Source organism: Actinomyces oricola (assembly GCF_004104015.1).
In the GTDB taxonomy this organism is placed as follows: Bacteria; Actinomycetota; Actinomycetes; order Actinomycetales; family Actinomycetaceae; genus Actinomyces; species Actinomyces oricola.
Genome location: NZ_RYFV01000005.1, coordinates 56,891 through 72,955 on the forward strand (window position 1 = coordinate 56,891; position 16,065 = coordinate 72,955).

The 16,065-nt window shown below is 70.3% G+C and carries 13 protein-coding genes; all 13 read right to left on the reverse strand.

Annotated features, from left to right (window positions below; translation table 11 throughout):
- Positions 1-160 precede the first annotated feature (160 nt).
- The 13 genes from EUC46_RS03390 to EUC46_RS03450 all read right to left on the reverse strand — a co-directional run bounded on the left by EUC46_RS03390 (position 161) and on the right by EUC46_RS03450 (position 15,808).
- Complete coding sequence (locus EUC46_RS03390) at positions 161-1,081, reverse strand: cell division protein FtsQ/DivIB (protein ID WP_128772790.1); 921 nt, start codon at positions 1,079-1,081, stop codon at positions 161-163.
- Positions 1,078-2,604 carry a UDP-N-acetylmuramate--L-alanine ligase gene (gene murC, locus EUC46_RS03395; RefSeq protein WP_128772791.1) on the reverse strand — a complete coding sequence of 509 codons (1,527 nt, stop codon included), beginning with the start codon at positions 2,602-2,604 and terminating at the stop codon, positions 1,078-1,080. Before murC ends, EUC46_RS03390 begins: the two co-directional genes overlap by 4 nt.
- Positions 2,601-3,836, reverse strand: a complete 1,236-nt coding sequence (locus EUC46_RS03400; RefSeq protein WP_241655360.1) for a UDP-N-acetylglucosamine--N-acetylmuramyl-(pentapeptide) pyrophosphoryl-undecaprenol N-acetylglucosamine transferase — start codon at positions 3,834-3,836, stop codon at positions 2,601-2,603. Before EUC46_RS03400 ends, murC begins: the two co-directional genes overlap by 4 nt.
- On the reverse strand, positions 3,829-5,121 hold the full coding sequence (locus tag EUC46_RS03405; RefSeq protein ID WP_128772792.1) for an FtsW/RodA/SpoVE family cell cycle protein: 1,293 nt from the start codon (positions 5,119-5,121) through the stop codon (positions 3,829-3,831). The genes EUC46_RS03400 and EUC46_RS03405 overlap by 8 nt, the downstream gene beginning before the upstream one ends.
- 1 nt (position 5,122) lies before the next feature.
- On the reverse strand, positions 5,123-6,637 hold the full coding sequence (gene murD / locus EUC46_RS03410) for a UDP-N-acetylmuramoyl-L-alanine--D-glutamate ligase (RefSeq protein WP_241655361.1): 1,515 nt from the start codon (positions 6,635-6,637) through the stop codon (positions 5,123-5,125).
- A 166-nt stretch (positions 6,638-6,803) separates the two neighbouring features.
- On the reverse strand, positions 6,804-7,889 hold the full coding sequence (mraY, locus tag EUC46_RS03415) for a phospho-N-acetylmuramoyl-pentapeptide-transferase (RefSeq protein ID WP_128772793.1): 1,086 nt from the start codon (positions 7,887-7,889) through the stop codon (positions 6,804-6,806).
- Positions 7,886-9,349 carry a UDP-N-acetylmuramoyl-tripeptide--D-alanyl-D-alanine ligase gene (locus EUC46_RS03420; RefSeq protein ID WP_128772794.1) on the reverse strand — a complete coding sequence of 488 codons (1,464 nt, stop codon included), beginning with the start codon at positions 9,347-9,349 and terminating at the stop codon, positions 7,886-7,888. The genes mraY and EUC46_RS03420 overlap by 4 nt, the downstream gene beginning before the upstream one ends.
- Positions 9,334-10,920: a UDP-N-acetylmuramoyl-L-alanyl-D-glutamate--2,6-diaminopimelate ligase gene (locus EUC46_RS03425; protein WP_128772795.1), complete on the reverse strand. Its 1,587-nt coding sequence runs from the start codon at positions 10,918-10,920 to the stop codon at positions 9,334-9,336. Before EUC46_RS03425 ends, EUC46_RS03420 begins: the two co-directional genes overlap by 16 nt.
- Positions 10,921-11,040: 120 nt before the next feature.
- Positions 11,041-12,852: a peptidoglycan D,D-transpeptidase FtsI family protein gene (locus tag EUC46_RS03430; protein WP_128772796.1), complete on the reverse strand. Its 1,812-nt coding sequence runs from the start codon at positions 12,850-12,852 to the stop codon at positions 11,041-11,043.
- A 6-nt stretch (positions 12,853-12,858) separates the two neighbouring features.
- Positions 12,859-13,314 carry a cell division protein FtsL gene (gene ftsL, locus EUC46_RS12875; RefSeq protein ID WP_241655362.1) on the reverse strand — a complete coding sequence of 152 codons (456 nt, stop codon included), beginning with the start codon at positions 13,312-13,314 and terminating at the stop codon, positions 12,859-12,861.
- Positions 13,311-14,375 (reverse strand): 16S rRNA (cytosine(1402)-N(4))-methyltransferase RsmH, encoded by a 1,065-nt coding sequence (gene rsmH / locus EUC46_RS03440; RefSeq protein ID WP_128772797.1) that lies wholly within the window; start codon positions 14,373-14,375, stop codon positions 13,311-13,313. The genes ftsL and rsmH overlap by 4 nt, the downstream gene beginning before the upstream one ends.
- A 167-nt stretch (positions 14,376-14,542) precedes the next feature.
- A complete protein-coding gene (gene mraZ, locus EUC46_RS03445; protein ID WP_128772798.1) occupies positions 14,543-14,974 on the reverse strand; it encodes a division/cell wall cluster transcriptional repressor MraZ in 432 nt (143 codons plus the stop codon).
- Between the two features lie 414 nt (positions 14,975-15,388).
- Positions 15,389-15,808, reverse strand: a complete 420-nt coding sequence (locus tag EUC46_RS03450) for a DUF3040 domain-containing protein (protein ID WP_128772799.1) — start codon at positions 15,806-15,808, stop codon at positions 15,389-15,391.
- Positions 15,809-16,065 lie beyond the last annotated feature (257 nt).

The following is a 16,065-nucleotide window of genomic DNA, read 5'->3' on the forward strand; positions in this document are numbered from 1 at the left end:
GCCCGGCGCATTTAGTGCGGCGTGTTTCGCCGTCGCGCGAGCCGGGCTGAGCGGGCCCCGCCCACCCCCGGAAAACACCCGCCGAACACCGTCGGACCACGCGCCCCGGGTCGGGAATCGGGTCGACCGGCCACCGGGAAGGGGCCGCGAATCCGCGAGTTCAGGACGTTGTGGGACTGCGCGGGGAGGACACGTCGTAGACGCTGGCGGTGTGCTGAACCAGGACGGCCAAAACCTCGGCCTTGAGCTCGGTGTCTGAGGTGTCCCCCCACACCACGCTCGCACCGGTACTCAGCGTCAGGGTCACCTGGCCGGTGGCCGAGGCCGAGCCGGAAACCACCTTCGAGCGCGTGGCCGGCTCCAGACTCCCCACCACCAGGGCCACCGCCGACACCTGGTCGCTGGTCAGCGCCTCCCCGTCCGCGGCAGTAATCGGCACCAGGCCCGCGGGGGCCTGCTCCACGGTCTCCAGGACGACGGCGTCCACGTCAAGGACCTCATAGCCCCCCTCAACCTGGTGGGCCACCACCGGAACCCTCATGGTCAAGGAGATGTCCAGGCCGTGGGGCCAGGAGCGGGTCACGCTGGCCGAGCGCACCCGCACCAGCCCCTGGGCGACCTCGTCGCCCAGCTCGACTACGTCCAGGCGCAGCAGGGAGGTACCCCCATGGTGGGCCAGTACCTCCTGGACTGCCGCGGCGTCCACCGTCCCATCGGAGTCGCGCACCACGATCTCAGAGGTGCGCAGTGCCAGCAACGGGGAGAACAACGCCGCCCACACCAACGCGACTACGCCGACCACAATGGCCGTCACGCGCCCCAGCAGGCGCAAACGCAGCCGACGCTGCGCCCGGCGGCGCTCGGCGAGACGATCGGTCAGGCCGGTGGACACCACCCGGTCGCGCCGCTCACGTGCAACCCGGCCCGATACAGCGCCCCTGCCGCCCGCGACCGGAACCAGCGCGCCCCGGGACGCCGCCGGGGGGACCGGCTCGGGTAGCTCCTCGTCGCCCCAGTCCTCCTCCACCTCGTCAGCGCCCCCGGTATAGACCTCGGGGCGGGGTGCGTGAGGTTTCCTCATGCGCCGCCGGTGCTCTCGCCGGCTGCGCTTTCATCTCGCTGCCCGAGCCGCTCCAAAATGACGTCGGCGAGCTCGGTGACATCACCGGCGCCCACGGTCAGCACCAGGTCCCCGGCCCGGGCCTGATCGGCAACGGCCCAGGCCGCCTCGCGGCGTCCGGCCACGAAACGCGCCCGGCCCGCCGGAACCTGGGAGGCCACCGTCGAACCGCTCACCCCCGGGTAGTCGGCCTGGTCCTCGCGGGCGGGGTAGACGTCGGTGACGATCACAAGGTCCGCCCGCCCCAGGGCGGTGCCGAAGCGCTCGGCGAAGTCACGGGTGCGGGAGAACAGGTGGGGCTGGAAGAGCACCAGGACGCGCCCGCCGCGTCCCTGGGCGACCTCACGGGCCGTGGCCAGAAGCGCCTCAATCTCAGTGGGGTGGTGGGCGTAGTCATCCACCACGCGCACCCCGGCGGCCTCCCCCCGGTTCTCGAAGCGCCGCCCAGTGCCCTCGAAGGTGCCCAGCGCCTGCGCCATGGCATTGGCCTCGACCCCGAGCTCAAGGCCGGCCGCCCAGGCACCGGCGGCGTTCAGGGCCATATGGTCGCCGGGGACCGCCACCTCCAGGTTGACCGGCGCCTCGGAACGGACCTGCTCGTCGTCGGCCTCGAACCGGGTCAGCACCGCGCTGGTCCCACTTGCGGAACGGGCGGTAATGGTCAGTTGGATGTGGGCCTCCCCCACCAGGGCGCCCCCGGGCAAGGAGTCGGGCGCGCCGGTGCCGTAGGTGACCACCCGCAGGCCGTCCTCGTCGGCGTGCTGCGCCAGGCGCAGGGCGCCGGGGTCATCGGCGCAGGCGATGAGCAGGCCGTCGGCCACCAGGCAATGGGCGAAGTCGAGGAAGGCGTCCTCGAACGCCTCCGCGGTCCCATACACGTCGAGGTGGTCGGGCTCGACATTGGTGACCAAGGCGATGCTGGGCCCGTAGTTGAGGAAGGAGCGGTCGGACTCGTCGGCCTCAGCGACGAAGGCCGCGCCGGCACCCAGGTGAGCGCCGGTGCCCAGGCTGCGCACCACCCCGCCAATAGCGAAGGACGGGGATTGCCCGGCGGCGCCGAGCGCCTGGGCGAGCATGGCCGAGGTCGTGGTCTTGCCGTGGGCTCCGGCCACGGCCACGAAGTCCTTCCCCTCGGCAATGAGGGTCAGGGCCTGGGAGCGGTGCACCACGACCTGTCGGCGTTCACGGGCGATGGCCAACTCCGGGTTGCTCTCCTTAATGGCGGAGGAGATCACAATGACGGAGTCCTCCGGGACATTGGCGGCATCGTGGCCGAGAACAACCTCCCTACCGGCCTCGCGCAGCTCAATGAAGGCCGGGCCCTCGTGAACATCTGAGCCAGTGACGTGGGCGCCCTGCTCGGCCAGGAGCGTCGCGACCACGCTCATGCCCACTCCGCCGACACCAATAAGATGAAAGGACTCCCCCACCAGGCTGCCTGGCTTGAGTTCCGGAACTGATGAGGGGCTAGGGGTCTGGCTCATGAGTCCTCCTCGCTGGACTGGAGTGTGTCAGATCTGGGGTCGGCTGCGGCGCGCACCAGCGCCGCCAAGCGCGCAGCGCCGTCGCGCACCCCGGTGGAGGCGGCGCAGGCGGCCATGGCCCGGTGGCGCTCAGGGTCGGCCACGAGTTCGGTGAAGGAGATAATGTCGGCCGGCGCCAGTTGCGCATCGGCGACCAGGCGCCCGCCCCCGGCGCCGACGCAGTCGGCGGCATTGAGGCGCTGCTCGCCGTTGCCCACCGGCAAGGGCACGTAGAGGGCGGGCAGGCCCAGGGCGGTGAGCTCGGCGACGGTGCCCGCCCCGGAGCGGCACACCACGCCGTCGGCGCAGGCGTAGGCCTGCTCCATGGTGTTGAGGTAGTCCAGCACGTGATAGCGCCCGGCCATGGACTCGGGCGCCTGACCGGACTCGATCGCCGCCTTGAGGGCCGCGCGCACCGGGGCGTCCTTGCCCCGGCCGGTCAGGTGGAGGATCTGCAGGCTCTCGGGCAGCTCCCCCAGGGAGGCTGAGAGCACCTCATTGAGATGCTGGGCCCCCAGCGACCCGCCGGTGACCAGCAGAATAGGTCGCAGCGGGTCCAGGCCCAGGGCCATGGCGCCATCGACCCGGGCACTGGCGGCGCCCTCGGCGCTGACGCGGACCTCGGCCAGGGCGGCAATGGCGGGACGCAGGGGCAGGCCAGTAACCTCGGTCACACCCCGAGACGCCTTAAGGCGGGTGGAGGCGAAGGTCAGGCCCACAGCGGCCGCCCAGCCGGCCCCTAGGCGGTTGGCCAGCCCGGGGCGGGCATTCTGCTCGTGAATGACCACGGGCACGCCGGCGCGCCGAGCGGCAATGTAAGCGGGGGTTGAGACGTAGCCGCCGAACCCGACCACCACCTGCGCGTCAACCTTCTCTATGGCCTCGGTGGCTGCGGAGATGGCGCGACTCAGGCGCTGGGGCAGGCGGATGAGGTCCCCGGAGGGGCGCCGCGGCAGGGGCACGCGCGGAACCAGGGCGAGCTTGTAGCCCGCCTCGGGAACGAGCTGGCTCTCCAGACCCTCGGCGGTACCCAGAACAAGAACCTTGGTCCCGGCATTGCCGCCCAGAGCCGGGTCGCACAGCGCCGCTGCGGTGGCCAGCAGCGGATTGACGTGGCCCGCGGTGCCGCCTCCAGCCAGCAGTACGCGCAGAGCGCCGGTGGATGGGGGACCTTGGGGGTCGGTGTCAGGCACGGTTCCTCCTGCGTGGTGATATCACAGCCAGGGTACGGCTCACGGCGGAGGGGCGGGAGCGCAACGCCTCAGCGGCACCGCTCTCGTTGCGCGCGAAGGACAGCAGCACCCCGCAGGCCAACAGCACCGACACCAACGAGCTGCCCCCGTGGCTGACCAGCGGCAGGGGCACGCCCAGAACCGGCAGGAGGCCGACAACGACGCTCATATTGACCAGTGCCTGTCCCACCACCCAGGTCATAATCCCACCGGTGACGGCGGCGACGTAGAGGGACTGGGAGCGGCGGATAATGCGCGCGCAGCACCACCCGACCACGGCGAACAGGATAATGACGACCAATGACCCGGCCAGCCCGAACTCCTCACCCAGAACCGCGAAAATATAGTCGGAGTCGGCCTGGGTGAGGTACCCCCACTTCTGCCTTGAGGAGCCGGGGCCCACCCCCCACCAGCCGCCAGTGCCCAGCGCCCAGCGCCCGTGCTTGGGCTGATAGCCCGCATCGAAGGGGTCGGCGATCTCGGGGTGGAGCCAGGCCATAATGCGGGCGCGGCGATTGGGTTGAAACATGGACATGCCCGAGAAGACGATCAGCCCGAGGCTGCCCAGAGCGGCGAACCAGGGCCATCGCAGTCCGGCCATCCACAGGGCGCCGGCCACGAGCATGGCCAGAATAATGACGGTGCCCAGGTCGTGCCCCAGCAGCACCGCCCCCACGGCCAGGCCCACCGGCACCAGCACCCACAGAACAACGTTCTTGAACCCGTTAAGACGCTCCGTGTGGCGGGCGGCAATATAACCGACGAACAGGCACAGGCCCAGCTTAATGAACTCTGAGGGCTGGACAGTGCCCAGGACCGGGACCGCCACCCAGTTGCAGTTGCCGCCGCCGCAGGTGCGCACCGAGGGGAATAAGAAGATCGACGCCTGCAGGGCAACCCCCAAGCCCAGTACCGGGAAGGTCATGAGCTGGATCCAGCGCTGGGGAAGGCGCGAGGTGATGAACATGGCCACCAGGCCGCCGGCCGCATAGAGCAGGTAGCGACTAAAAAGCGTAAAGGCGCTCTCCTCTTGCGGGGCGAGGATCACCGACTGCACCGAGAAAACCATAATGAGGCCGATGGTGAGCAGGAATAGGACCGCCACCAGCAGTGTGTAGTAGCTCAGGGTGCTCTTCTCCCCCGGTACCGGCCCGTCGGGCCCAGTGACTCGGTACCACCAGGCGGCCGGGGAGCGGGACGCCGGCCGCTCAGGCCCCTCGGGGCTCGGAGAGGAGGCGGAGGCCATCTCAGGCCACCTCGTCGACGCCCTGGCCACTGGGGGCCCCAGTGGCCGCGCAGTGCCGCTGGACCGCCTGGGTGAACAGGTCGCCGCGCTGGGCGTAGGAATCGAATTGGTCCCAGGAGGCGCAGGCCGGGGCGAGCATGACGGTGTCGCCCTCGCGCGCCATGCGAGCCGCGGCGGCGACCGCGGCCTCAATAACCTCCCGGGGCGCTGCGTCGGGGACCCGGTGCACCGGTACCCGGGGGGCCCGGTGCTCCAGGGCGGCCAGCATGGCGGACTGGTCCTTGCCAATAAGGACCGCGCCGCGCAGCATGGGGGCGACGGCGCCCACCAGATCGGAGAATTCGGCGCCCTTCGTGTCGCCGCCGGCGATCCAGACGGCCGTGCCCTCGGGCAGCCCGCCCAGAGCGGCCTGCGCTGAATGCGGGTTGGTGGCCTTGGAGTCGTCCACCCAGGTCACGCCCCGGCAGTGGGCGACGGTGACCATGCGGTGGGAGCCGGGGCTGAAGGAGCGCAGTCCCGCGGCAATAGCGTTCGGCTCGACGCGGGCCGCTAAGGCCAGGGCGGAGGCGGCCAGGGCGTCTGCGACAATGTGGGCCGGCAGGCGGGAGGGCTGGGAGCCGGGGGCCAGGTGCGCCAGGTCGGCCACCGTGGCCAGTTCCAGGCCCTGATGGTGGCGCCCGGCGTGCAGCGCCCGATCCACCAGGACGCCCTCGACCATGCCGACCTGCCCCAGCAAGGGCACTCCCAGAGTGAAGCCAACCGCCCGGCAGCCCTGGCAGACGTCGGCCTGCTCGACCATGGACACAGTGGCGGCATCGGCGACGTTGTAGACGGCCGCCACCTGGGCCCGGCGGTAGACGCGCGCCTTATCGGCCGCATAGGCCTCCAAACTCCCATGCCAATCGAGGTGGTCGGGGGCGAGGTTAAGGCAGGCGGCCGCCAGCGGGGACAGGGTGCGGGTGGTGTGCAGCTGGAAGCTGGACAACTCAACGGCCAGGGCGTCGGCGCGGCCCTCGAGCACGGCGGTGATCACCGGCACGCCAATATTGCCCACAGCCGGGGCTCGGAGCCCGGCAGCGGCGAGCACCGCTGAGAGCATGCCCACCGTCGTCGTCTTGCCGTCGGTTCCGGTCACCGCTAGCCAGGGCACGTGCGGGCGCGCTGAGGACAGCTGGAGGCGCCAGGCCAGCTCGATCTCGGACCAGGTCTCAACGCCCTGGGAGCGCGCCGCCGCCAGCACCGCCCCAGTCGCGGGCACTCCCGGAGAGACAATAAGGAGCCGGAGGTCGGCCTCCCCCACTGCTCGGGCCATGGCCTCCTCGTCCCCTGACTGCGCCCGCGCTACGGCGGCCGGCAAGGAGTCAAGGGCTTGGGGGCGGGAGTCGAAGGCGTGAACCCGCGCACCCAGGGTTACCAGGGCGTCGACGACGGCCAGCCCGGTGCGTCCCAGGCCGACCACGCCCACGCGCGCGCCGGCCAGGTCCCTGACGCTGGCAATGGCAGTCCTGCTGCTCACGGCGGCTCTTACCCCCTGGTTGGCGTGGTGGACGTGGCGTAGCGTAACGGAGGTGGTCGTTGGCAGCCGACTCACGCGGCGGCCACCCCCGATGCTGCCCCCGGTAAGGGCTTGGGGGCGGGAACCTCGGCGTCCGGCGCGTCGTGGCCCTCAACCCACCGGGGAGTCAGGACACCAAGTATTCGGCGTAGAACATGCACAGGCCGGCCACGACGCAGATCCCGGCAATAATCCAGAAACGGATGACCACGTTGACCTCCGTCCATCCCCCCAACTCGAAGTGGTGGTGGAGCGGGGCCATACGGAAGATGCGCCGTCCGGTGAGCTTGAAGGAGACCACCTGCAGCGACACCGAGATGACCTCGGCCAGGAAGAGCCCGCCGAGAATGACGGCGAGGAACTCGGTGCGGGTCAGGATTGACAGCCCCGCCACCGCCCCGCCCAGTGCCAGGGAACCGGTGTCGCCCATGAAGATCTTGGCCGGTGAGGCGTTCCACCACAGGAACCCGAAGCAGGCGCCCATGAGGGCCGCCGCCACCATGGCCAGGTCGCGCGGATCGCGCACCTGGTAGCAGGTTCTGGCCACCAGGTCGTGGGCGTAGAGGCAGGACTGGTTGGTCTGCCACACCCCAATGAGGGTGTAGGCGCCGAAGATCATGGCAGAGGCCCCGGCGGCCAGGCCGTCGAGCCCATCGGCGAGGTTGACGGCGTTGGACCACGCCGTAATGAGGAAGTTCGACCAGACCACGAAGAGGATGAGGCCGACCACAGCGCCGGCGAAGGCCAGGTCGAGGGCGGAGTCGCGGGCGAAGGAGACGCGCGTGGAGGCCGGGGTCAAACCGTTGCGGTCAGCGAAGGACAAGGCCATCACTGAGAAGCCGACGCCAATGACCGCCTGCCCGACCATCTTCTGCCAGGCGCGCAGCCCCAGGGACTGCTGCTGAGAAATCTTCTCGAAGTCGTCCAGGAAACCAATGAACCCCAGCCCCACAATGAGCATGAGCAGGAGGGTGCCGCTGGCGCGGGGGGTGCGCCACTCAACGAGATTGGCCACTGCATAGCCCAGGACGGTGGAGGCCAGGATGACCAGGCCCCCCATGGTGGGGGTACCGCGTTTAACGAAGTGCCCCTGCGGCCCGTCCTCGCGGATGAACTGCCCGTACTCGCGTCTGTGGAGGAAACGGATGAGCACGGGCGTACCCAGCAGCGAGACGATGAGGCCCACCAGGGCGGACACGAGGATGGCGGTCATCGGGGACGGACCTCCTTGAGATGGTCGGCCAGGCGCCACGCGCCTGAGCCGTGGGAGCCCTTGACCAGGACGGCGTCGCCGTCGTGGACCAGGGAGTCAATCTGCGCAATAGCGGTAGTGGCGTCGGGCAGTTCAACGACCTCGACACCGGCGGCGCGGGCCTCCTGGGCTGCGGGCCCCGCCCCCGCCCCCACGGTCACCAGCAGCTGGGCCCCGGCGGCGGCGGCCTCCTGGCCGGTGCGGCGGTGGTCGGCCCGGGAGGAGTCGCCGAGCTCCAGCATCTCCGAGACGACCACCACGCGGCGGCGGCGGCCGGCCAACGCCGGCAGGGCGCGCAGGGCCGCGCTCATGGAGTCAATGTTGGCGTTGTAGGAGTCATCGACGAGGAGCAGGTCGCCGCCCAGGGCAACCACGTCCATGCGGTGGGGGCTCTCCATACGGGCGCCCTCCAGGCGCTCGGCGATCGCCTCGGCACCCAGCCCTGCGGCCAGGGCCAGGCCGGAAGCCGCCAGGGCGTTGACAATGTTGTGGACACCGGGCACCCCCAGGCGCACCCGCCGGGGCTCGACGCCGGGAAGGTGCAGGTCGAAGGCGGCACGGGCCCGGTCGTCCACAACAGTGCCGGTGGCGCGCACGGCGGCCTGCGGGTCCCCCTGCGCTGAGAAAGTCAGTACCGGCCCCGAGGCCAGTGACGCCATGGCGCGGGCACGAGCGTCATCGTGGTTGAGCACGGCGGTGCCCCCGGGCACCAGGCCGGCAATGATCTCGCTCTTGGCCTGGGCGACGCCCGCGATCGAGCCGAAGCCGCCCATGTGGGCGTGGCCGATCATGAGCACCGCCGCGGCGTCCGGCGGCGCAATGGCGGTGAGGTAGTCAATGTGCCCCGGAGCGGAGGCGCCCATCTCCAAAACCAGGAAGCGTGTGGCCTCACTGGCCTCAAGGACGGTCAGGGGCAGGCCAATCTCATTGTTGAAGCTGGCCACCGGGGCGATGGTGGGGGCGGTGGGCGCCAAGAGCTGGCGAGTGAGGTCCTTGGTGGTCGTTTTGCCCACTGAACCGGTCATGGCCACCACGCGCAAAGCACTGCCGCGCGCCCTGGCCCGCCGACGCAGATCCGCTAGGTGGCCTCGGGCCAGGTCACCCACCGCGGTCACCGTGTCGGCCACGAGCACCAAGGGCAGATCCTCCTCTGTCAGGCCGGCCCCGGCCAGAGCAGCGCGGGCGGCCTGCTGATCACTGACCAGGGCGCCGACCGCGCCGGCCCGGGCGGCGGCGGCCAGGTGGGCGTGACCATCGGTGCGCTCACCCTTGATGGCCACGAAGAAGGACCCCGGGCCGGCCCGGCGGGAGTCGGTGACCACGCCGGTGACCGCGGCCCGCCCCGCTTGGGGGCTCAAGAGGGTGCCCTGGGCGAACTCGGCCACTTCGACCAGGGGGCGCGTCATCATGCCCGACCCCATTTGGCGGCCACGGCCTCGGCCATGACGGGGGCATCGTTGTAGCGGATGAAGTCGCCGGCGACCTCCAGGAAGGGCTCGTGGCCCTTGCCGGTGACAATGACCGTGTCCCCAGGGCCGCAGATCTCCACGCCCCGGCGCACGGCGTCACCGCGCCAGGTGGTGCACTCCTCGACGTCATGCAGGTCGGGGCGCACTGAGCGCACACCATTGAGGACGGCGTCGCGAATGAGCTGGGGGTCCTCGGAGCGGGGGTTCTCATCGGTGACCACCAGGACGTCGGCCAGGCGGGCGGCCACGGCGCCCAGCATGGGCCTCTTGCCCTGGTCGCGGTCGCCGTCAGCGCCGAAGACGACAATGAGGCGGCCCGGGGTAATGGGGCGCACGGCCTCCAGGGCGAGCTCAAGGGCATCGGGGGTGTGGGCGAAGTCCACAATGCACAGGCCCCGCCCTTCACCACGCTGACTAATGCGCTGCATGCGTCCGGGAATGTTGTGGGCGCGGGCCAAGGCGGCCACGGCGGTGGCAGCGGGGACGCCGGCGCGGATGGCCATGACCAGGGCCAGGGCGGCGTTCTGAACATTGACCAGGCCCGGCAAGGGGCAGGAGGCGGCGATCTCCTCCCCCTGCGGGCCATGGAGGACGAAGGTGGTGGCCGAGTCGGTCAGGGACACTGCGGCGTCGGAAACCCACCATTCGCACTGGGCGTCACCGGGGTAGGCGCGCACACGGTCCACCGGCAGGGCGGTCATGGCCGCGAGCCGGGGACCCCACTCGTCGTCAACGCAGACCACGGCGCGGCGGGCGTGCTCGGGGGTGAACAGCCTGGCCTTGGCCTCCAGGTAACCCTCCATGGTCTTGTGGAAGTCGAGGTGGTCGCGCTGGAGATTGGTGAAACCGACAACGTCCAGGACCATGCCGTCGAGGCGGTGCAGGACAATGGCGTGGCTGGAGGCCTCCAGGGAGGCGGCCCCCACGCCGTCCTCCACGGCCCGGGCCATCATGCGGGCCAGGACCGGCGCCTCGACGGTGGTGCGGGGGGACTCCACGGATAGCTCCCCCACGCGCAGTTCGACAGTTCCGGCGACCACGCAGCCCCCCAGATGGGCCGAAAGCACGGCCTCCAGGAAGTAGCTGGTGGTGGTCTTGCCATTGGTCCCGGTCACGGCGGTGGTGGTGAGGTTCGCGGCCGGGTGGTGGTAGATCTCGGCGGCCAAGGGCCCCACAATGGCGCGGGGGTCGTCGCTGACCAGCACCGGGGTACCGGGGGCCTGGGCGTGGGCAATGGCCGCCCCGGCGGCGTCAGTGAGAACGGCCACCGCCCCGGCCTTGACGGCTTCGGCGGCGAAGGAGGCGCCGTGCATCTTGAACCCGGGCAGGCCGGTGAAAAGCTCGCCGGCGGCAACATCCCCGGAGTCGACGCTGACTCCGGTCACGCTCAGCGAGCCCAGGGCCGAGGCGTCGGCCGGGGAGGCCGGAGCCAGGGAGAAGCGCTGTGCGAGATCGCTCAGAGCGGTGGGGGCGTTGCGGCGCGGGCGCAGTGCCGCGGCCGACTCGTACGCGTGGTTGCTCATGCTCCTCAATCTATCGTGACCTGGGGGTGACATCGCGCCTGGTGCGCAGTGAAAGGGCCCGACACGCAGGCCTGAGCCGCTGGTGCCGCTTGTGGGCTCACGTCCCGATTATGGGAAGAATTATGGGGTGGTGGCGTCCTGCGCCGGCTGCTGGACCTGGGCGTCGGCCTGTGCAGCGGCCTGGGCGGCAATGACGGTGGGGTCGGGCGCTATCCCCAGCGTGTGCATGGTGGCCAGGGCGACCTTGCGGAACACGGGCGCCGAGACGACCCCCCCGTAGACGCCCTCGGGCCGGTAGACAATGACGGCCACGGCAATGGCCGGATCCCGGGCAGGGGTGAATCCGACGAAGGAGGCGACAGTGCCGTCCTCGGTGAGGATCTCGGTGGTGCCGGTCTTGCCGGCCACGAGGTAGCCGTCGATGGAGGCGGACTCGGCGGTCCCGCCCTCCTGGGTGACACCGATGAGCATCTCGGTCAGGGTGGTGGCCGCCTCCTGGCCAATGACCCGCCTGCCCTCGGGCTGGACCTGGGGGGTGACGGTGCCGTCCGGGCCTATCCAGGCGTCGACGACCCGAGGGGGGATGAGCACACCGCCGTTGGCGATGGCCGAGAGCACCTGGACCGCCTGGAGGGTCGAGCAGGCCACCCCCTGGCCGAACATGGTGGTGTAGCGGGTGCGCTCGTCCCACTGGTCGGGCGGATAGATCAGGCCGTCGGGCTCATAGGGCAGCTCCACGCCGGTCTGGGAGCCCCACCCGAACTTCTCCATGTAGGCGTAGCGGGTCTCATCGGAGAGGGTGTCGCCGATCTGGACGGTGCCGACATTGGAGGACTCCACCAGCACCTGGGCGCTGGTGAGCTGTTGCACCGGGTGGTCATGGGAATCGCGAAAGACCTCCCCGTTGGGGGCGGTCCACGTATCGGGGACGGTCCACGTGTCCTGGGGCGTAATCGTCCCCTCCTCCAGGGCGGCGGCGAAGGTGACGACCTTGCCCACCGACCCGGGCTCGAAGATCGCCTCCACACTGCGGGCGCCGCGGTTCTCCTCGGCCGTCTGCCCGGGGTCGGCCGGGTCGACGCTGTGGGAGTCCGCCAGGACCAGGAGCTTGCCCGTGGCCGGCTCCATAACGGCCACACAGCCCCAGTCCGCGCTCTGGGCGTCGACGACCTCGTCAATGGCGGCCTGGGCAATGCGCTGCAGGTCCGGGTTAATAGTGGTGCGCACGCTCGTCCCCGGAACGGCCGGGGTGTCGTGCTGCTCACCGGTGGGGATGATCTCGCCGCTATTGCCCACCTCGACGCTGCCCTTGCCGTTGATGCCGGTCAGGACTTCGTCCTGAGTACTCTCCAGGCCGGCGATGCCCACCCGCTCGCGCTCCTCATTCTCCCGGGTCAGCCCCAGGACATTGCCCGCCACGTTCCCGGCGGGATAGGTGCGGCGGGTGCGCTGGTCGGGTTCGACGCCGTTAATCCCCAGGGCGTTGACCTGGCGCCAGGTGTCGGGGGGCACTGACTCGGCAATGATCGCGTAGGTGGAGTCGCCCACCATTTTGGCGCCCAACTCCAGGGGGTCGACGCCGAGGATCGGTGCGATTTGGGCGGCTGCGGCTGCGGCCCCGTAGCCGACGGTCTCCACGACCGTTTCACCGGTCAGTGGATTCTGGCGGGGGACCTCATAGGAGTACTGGGCGACTTTGACCTGGTTGACACCAATGTCGTAGGTGACGACGGAGGAGGCCAGGACCGTGCCATCGCGTCCCAGGATGTTCCCGCGCAGGGCCCGGTTGACCCAGGTCAGGGTGCGCCCGGCCTGGGCCTCGGCCGCCAGGGTGGGCCCGGCGACTACCTGCAGCCAGGCGGTGCGCCCGGCCAGGAGCGAGAAACCGCCTAGGCCGAGGACCTGGAGGACTCGACGACGACTCGGGTTCACAAGCCCTTACTCTCCCTTGGCGGGCGTTCCGCCCGCCAGTGTGGAGGTAGTGAGGTCGACGACGCCAGGAGGGGCGGCGGGCACCATGCCCAGGCCCTCGGCCCGTGCCGCCAGAGAGTCGGGGGCGGAGGCGACCTGAACGTCGTGACGCAGGGTCTCAACGTGGTCGCGCACGACATTGAGCTCAATCTGCGCCTCCTGCATCTGGTAGGCGGTCTCGGCCATCTGCGCGTTAAGCACCATGGAGGAGACTAGGGCCCCCGCCAGAATGACGACAATGACCAGGAGGAACGGCAGGGTGGTGCGTGAGGGGACCAGGCTGCGCACCACGTAGAGCTGGGGCCGCTCGCGCTCGGTGGCGGACGCGGACCGGCGGGCGGGGCTCTCAGTGCGGACCCCTGGGCGCCAGCTGCTGGCGGGGCCCGCCGGGTCGGCCATGGAGTGGGCGGCGGAGGCGGTCACCGGTTTCTCCTTCCTCGGGCACACGGTGTGTGTTGATTGCTGGTGGTGCGGTCGTGGGCGGGCTCGGGGGCCGGGGCCTGGTCGGCCGGGCGTGTGCGCATGGCGGCCCGCAGGCGCACTGGGGCGCTGCGCGGGTTGCGGGCCTTCTCGGCGGCTCCGGCCCTTTCAGCGCCGTGGGTGAGCAGTTTCAGGTAGGGGCGGTCGCTGTCGGGAACGATCGGCAGCCCGTCCGGGGCGCGGCTGGCGGCGCCTAAGGCCAGAACCCGCTTCACAATGCGGTCCTCCAGGCTCTGGTAGGACTCCACCACCAGGCGCCCGCCCACCCGGAGGCAGTTCAAGGCCCTGGGCACGGCCCGTTCCAGGATCTCCAGTTCGGTATTGACGGCCACGCGCAGGGCCTGGAAGGTCCTTTTGGCGGGGTGGCCGCCGGTGCGGCGCGCCGGGGCCGGGATCGCTTGGCGCACTAGCTCGGCCAGGGCATCGGTGCTGGTCACAGGGTCGCCCGCCTCACGGCGGGCGATAATGGCTGCGGCAATGCGGGGCGCATATCGCTCCTCACCGTAGATGCGCAGAATGCGGGTGAGTTCTGCGGCGTTGGCGGTGTCCAGAATGTCCTGGGCGGTGGCGGCGGCGGACTGGTCCATGCGCATGTCCAACTGCGCGGGGCGCGCGTAGGAGAATCCGCGGGCGGCCTCGTCAAGCTGGAGGGAGGAGACCCCCAAGTCCATGAGTACGGCATCGACGGCGCCGCCGGCGGAGGCGGCGACCTCGTCAATGCGGTCATAGGTGGCTTGGACGGCGCGGAAGCGCGGCCCGAAGCGGGCCAGGCGCTCACCGGCCAGGGCTATGGCCTCGGGGTCGCGGTCAATGCCGAGGACCTGCACGGTGGGGAACCGTTCCAGGGCGCCCTCGGCGTGGCCACCCAGGCCCAGGGTGGCGTCAATGAGAACCGGGGGGCGGCCCGCGGCACTGTCCTCAATGGCCGGGGCCAGCAGGTCGAGGCAGCGGGAGAGGAGCACGGGAGAGTGGAGGCTCGATGCCGGGGTGGCGCGCTGGCTCATGCTCTCCTCCTCGAAGTGTGTGCCCCAATGCGGGGCTGTGCGGGCGGCGCCGTCCCGCCAGGACTCCTCCCGCAGGTTCCGGCGTCGGGGAAGTGGCGTCGGACGGTAGGGCGGGCGGAGACCTCACGGGGCGGGGCCGCGGGGCGTACAACGTTGTTGGTTACGGGTCAGAAGAAGCCGGGGATGATCTCCTCGGCTGTGTCGGCGAACACGGGCTCCTGGGCTGCCAGGTAGTCACTCCAGGCGGTGGCGTCCCAGATCTCCACCCGGGCGCCCGCGCCAATGACGGCGAGCTCGCGCCCCAGGCCCGCGTAGCTGCGCAGCTGTGCGGGCAGGGTGATTCTTCCCTGCTTGTCGGGGATCTGGGAGTCGGCGCCCGAGAGCATGACGCGGATGTAGTCGCGGGCCTGCTTCTGGGCGAGCGGGGCCTCGCGCAACTGTGCGTACATGCGCTCGAACTCGGCTGTGGTGAAGGCGTAGATGCAGCGCTCCTGCCCTCGGGTGAGCACCACCCCTCCTGCCAACTCGTCGCGGAACTTGGCCGGAAGGATGAGGCGCCCCTTCTCGTCGAGACGTGGAGCGTGGGTGCCCAGAAACATCGGACATCACTCCTCACCCCCGGCGATCCAATGCACCCCACCTTACTCCACTTCCCTCCCCTTTCGCCCACAACGACACTGCCTGAGCATCACGATCTCATCTCAAACCGCGCCATACCGCCGTTTTCTCCAGTGGAGCAGAGTGGAGGGAAAAGTCACGCCTCCCCCGCGCGCCGCGGGCCCCCACCCGGCCGGCACCTACACGAATATGACTAGCGCCATATATTCAGTGGATTGTTCTGGGCCCGAAGACCCGGATGCTCTTTCCTGCGACGGCACCGTTTTCCGCCTGTACCGGGTAGGACGGGCACGCAAAGGCCCCGTCACCTGCACTGCGGATGACGGGGCTTGAAGGTAAGGAGCGGGCGGGGCGGTGGAGGAGGGTGGAGGGGTGCCAGTGGGGTGATGGGGAGGTCAGTGGCCCTCGTCGCGGCGGCGATCCCAGCGCTCGGCCTGACGCTCCATGAACGTCGAACGCGTCGCCGATCCCGGACGGCCCCGACGCTTCGAGCCCCCGCCGCGGCCGCCTTCTGGGGGCGGGCCCCCCGGCGAGACCCGGGTGAGCATGTGTGTCACGCCGCACACGGCCAAGGCGAATCCAGCGACGCCAATGAGGATGGAGACAACGCCGTGGTTGACCATGACCGCGGCAATGACCAGGCACAGGCCGACCATGACCAGGGCTGCGCCCGCCCCGACATGGCGCGGGGAGAAGCGGTCCGCCTGGGGCTCGGTGGTCGTGGTCTCCATGGAGTCGACCAAATCTGGGGCATCGGCGTGCAACTGCGCCTCCAAGTCGCGCAGCACCTGCTGCTCGCGCTCCGACAATGCCATGGCACACCTCGTTTCCCGACCTGGGACCGGCTCTCGTGAAGGGGCACAGGGCGCCCTCGGCCTCAGGACCTCCAGGATAGGCGGTCATGGTCATTGGAGGGAAACCGGGTTTATCCCATCAGGTGGTGGCGCACAACCCCGGCCGCCCGGGAACCTCCCCTCTCCTCCGCTCTTCTTCGCGGTGTTCGCCCACCGCCCCACGGTGGGCGAACACCGCGAAGGAGCGGTACAAAGCGGGGAAATAGCGGGGATGACGA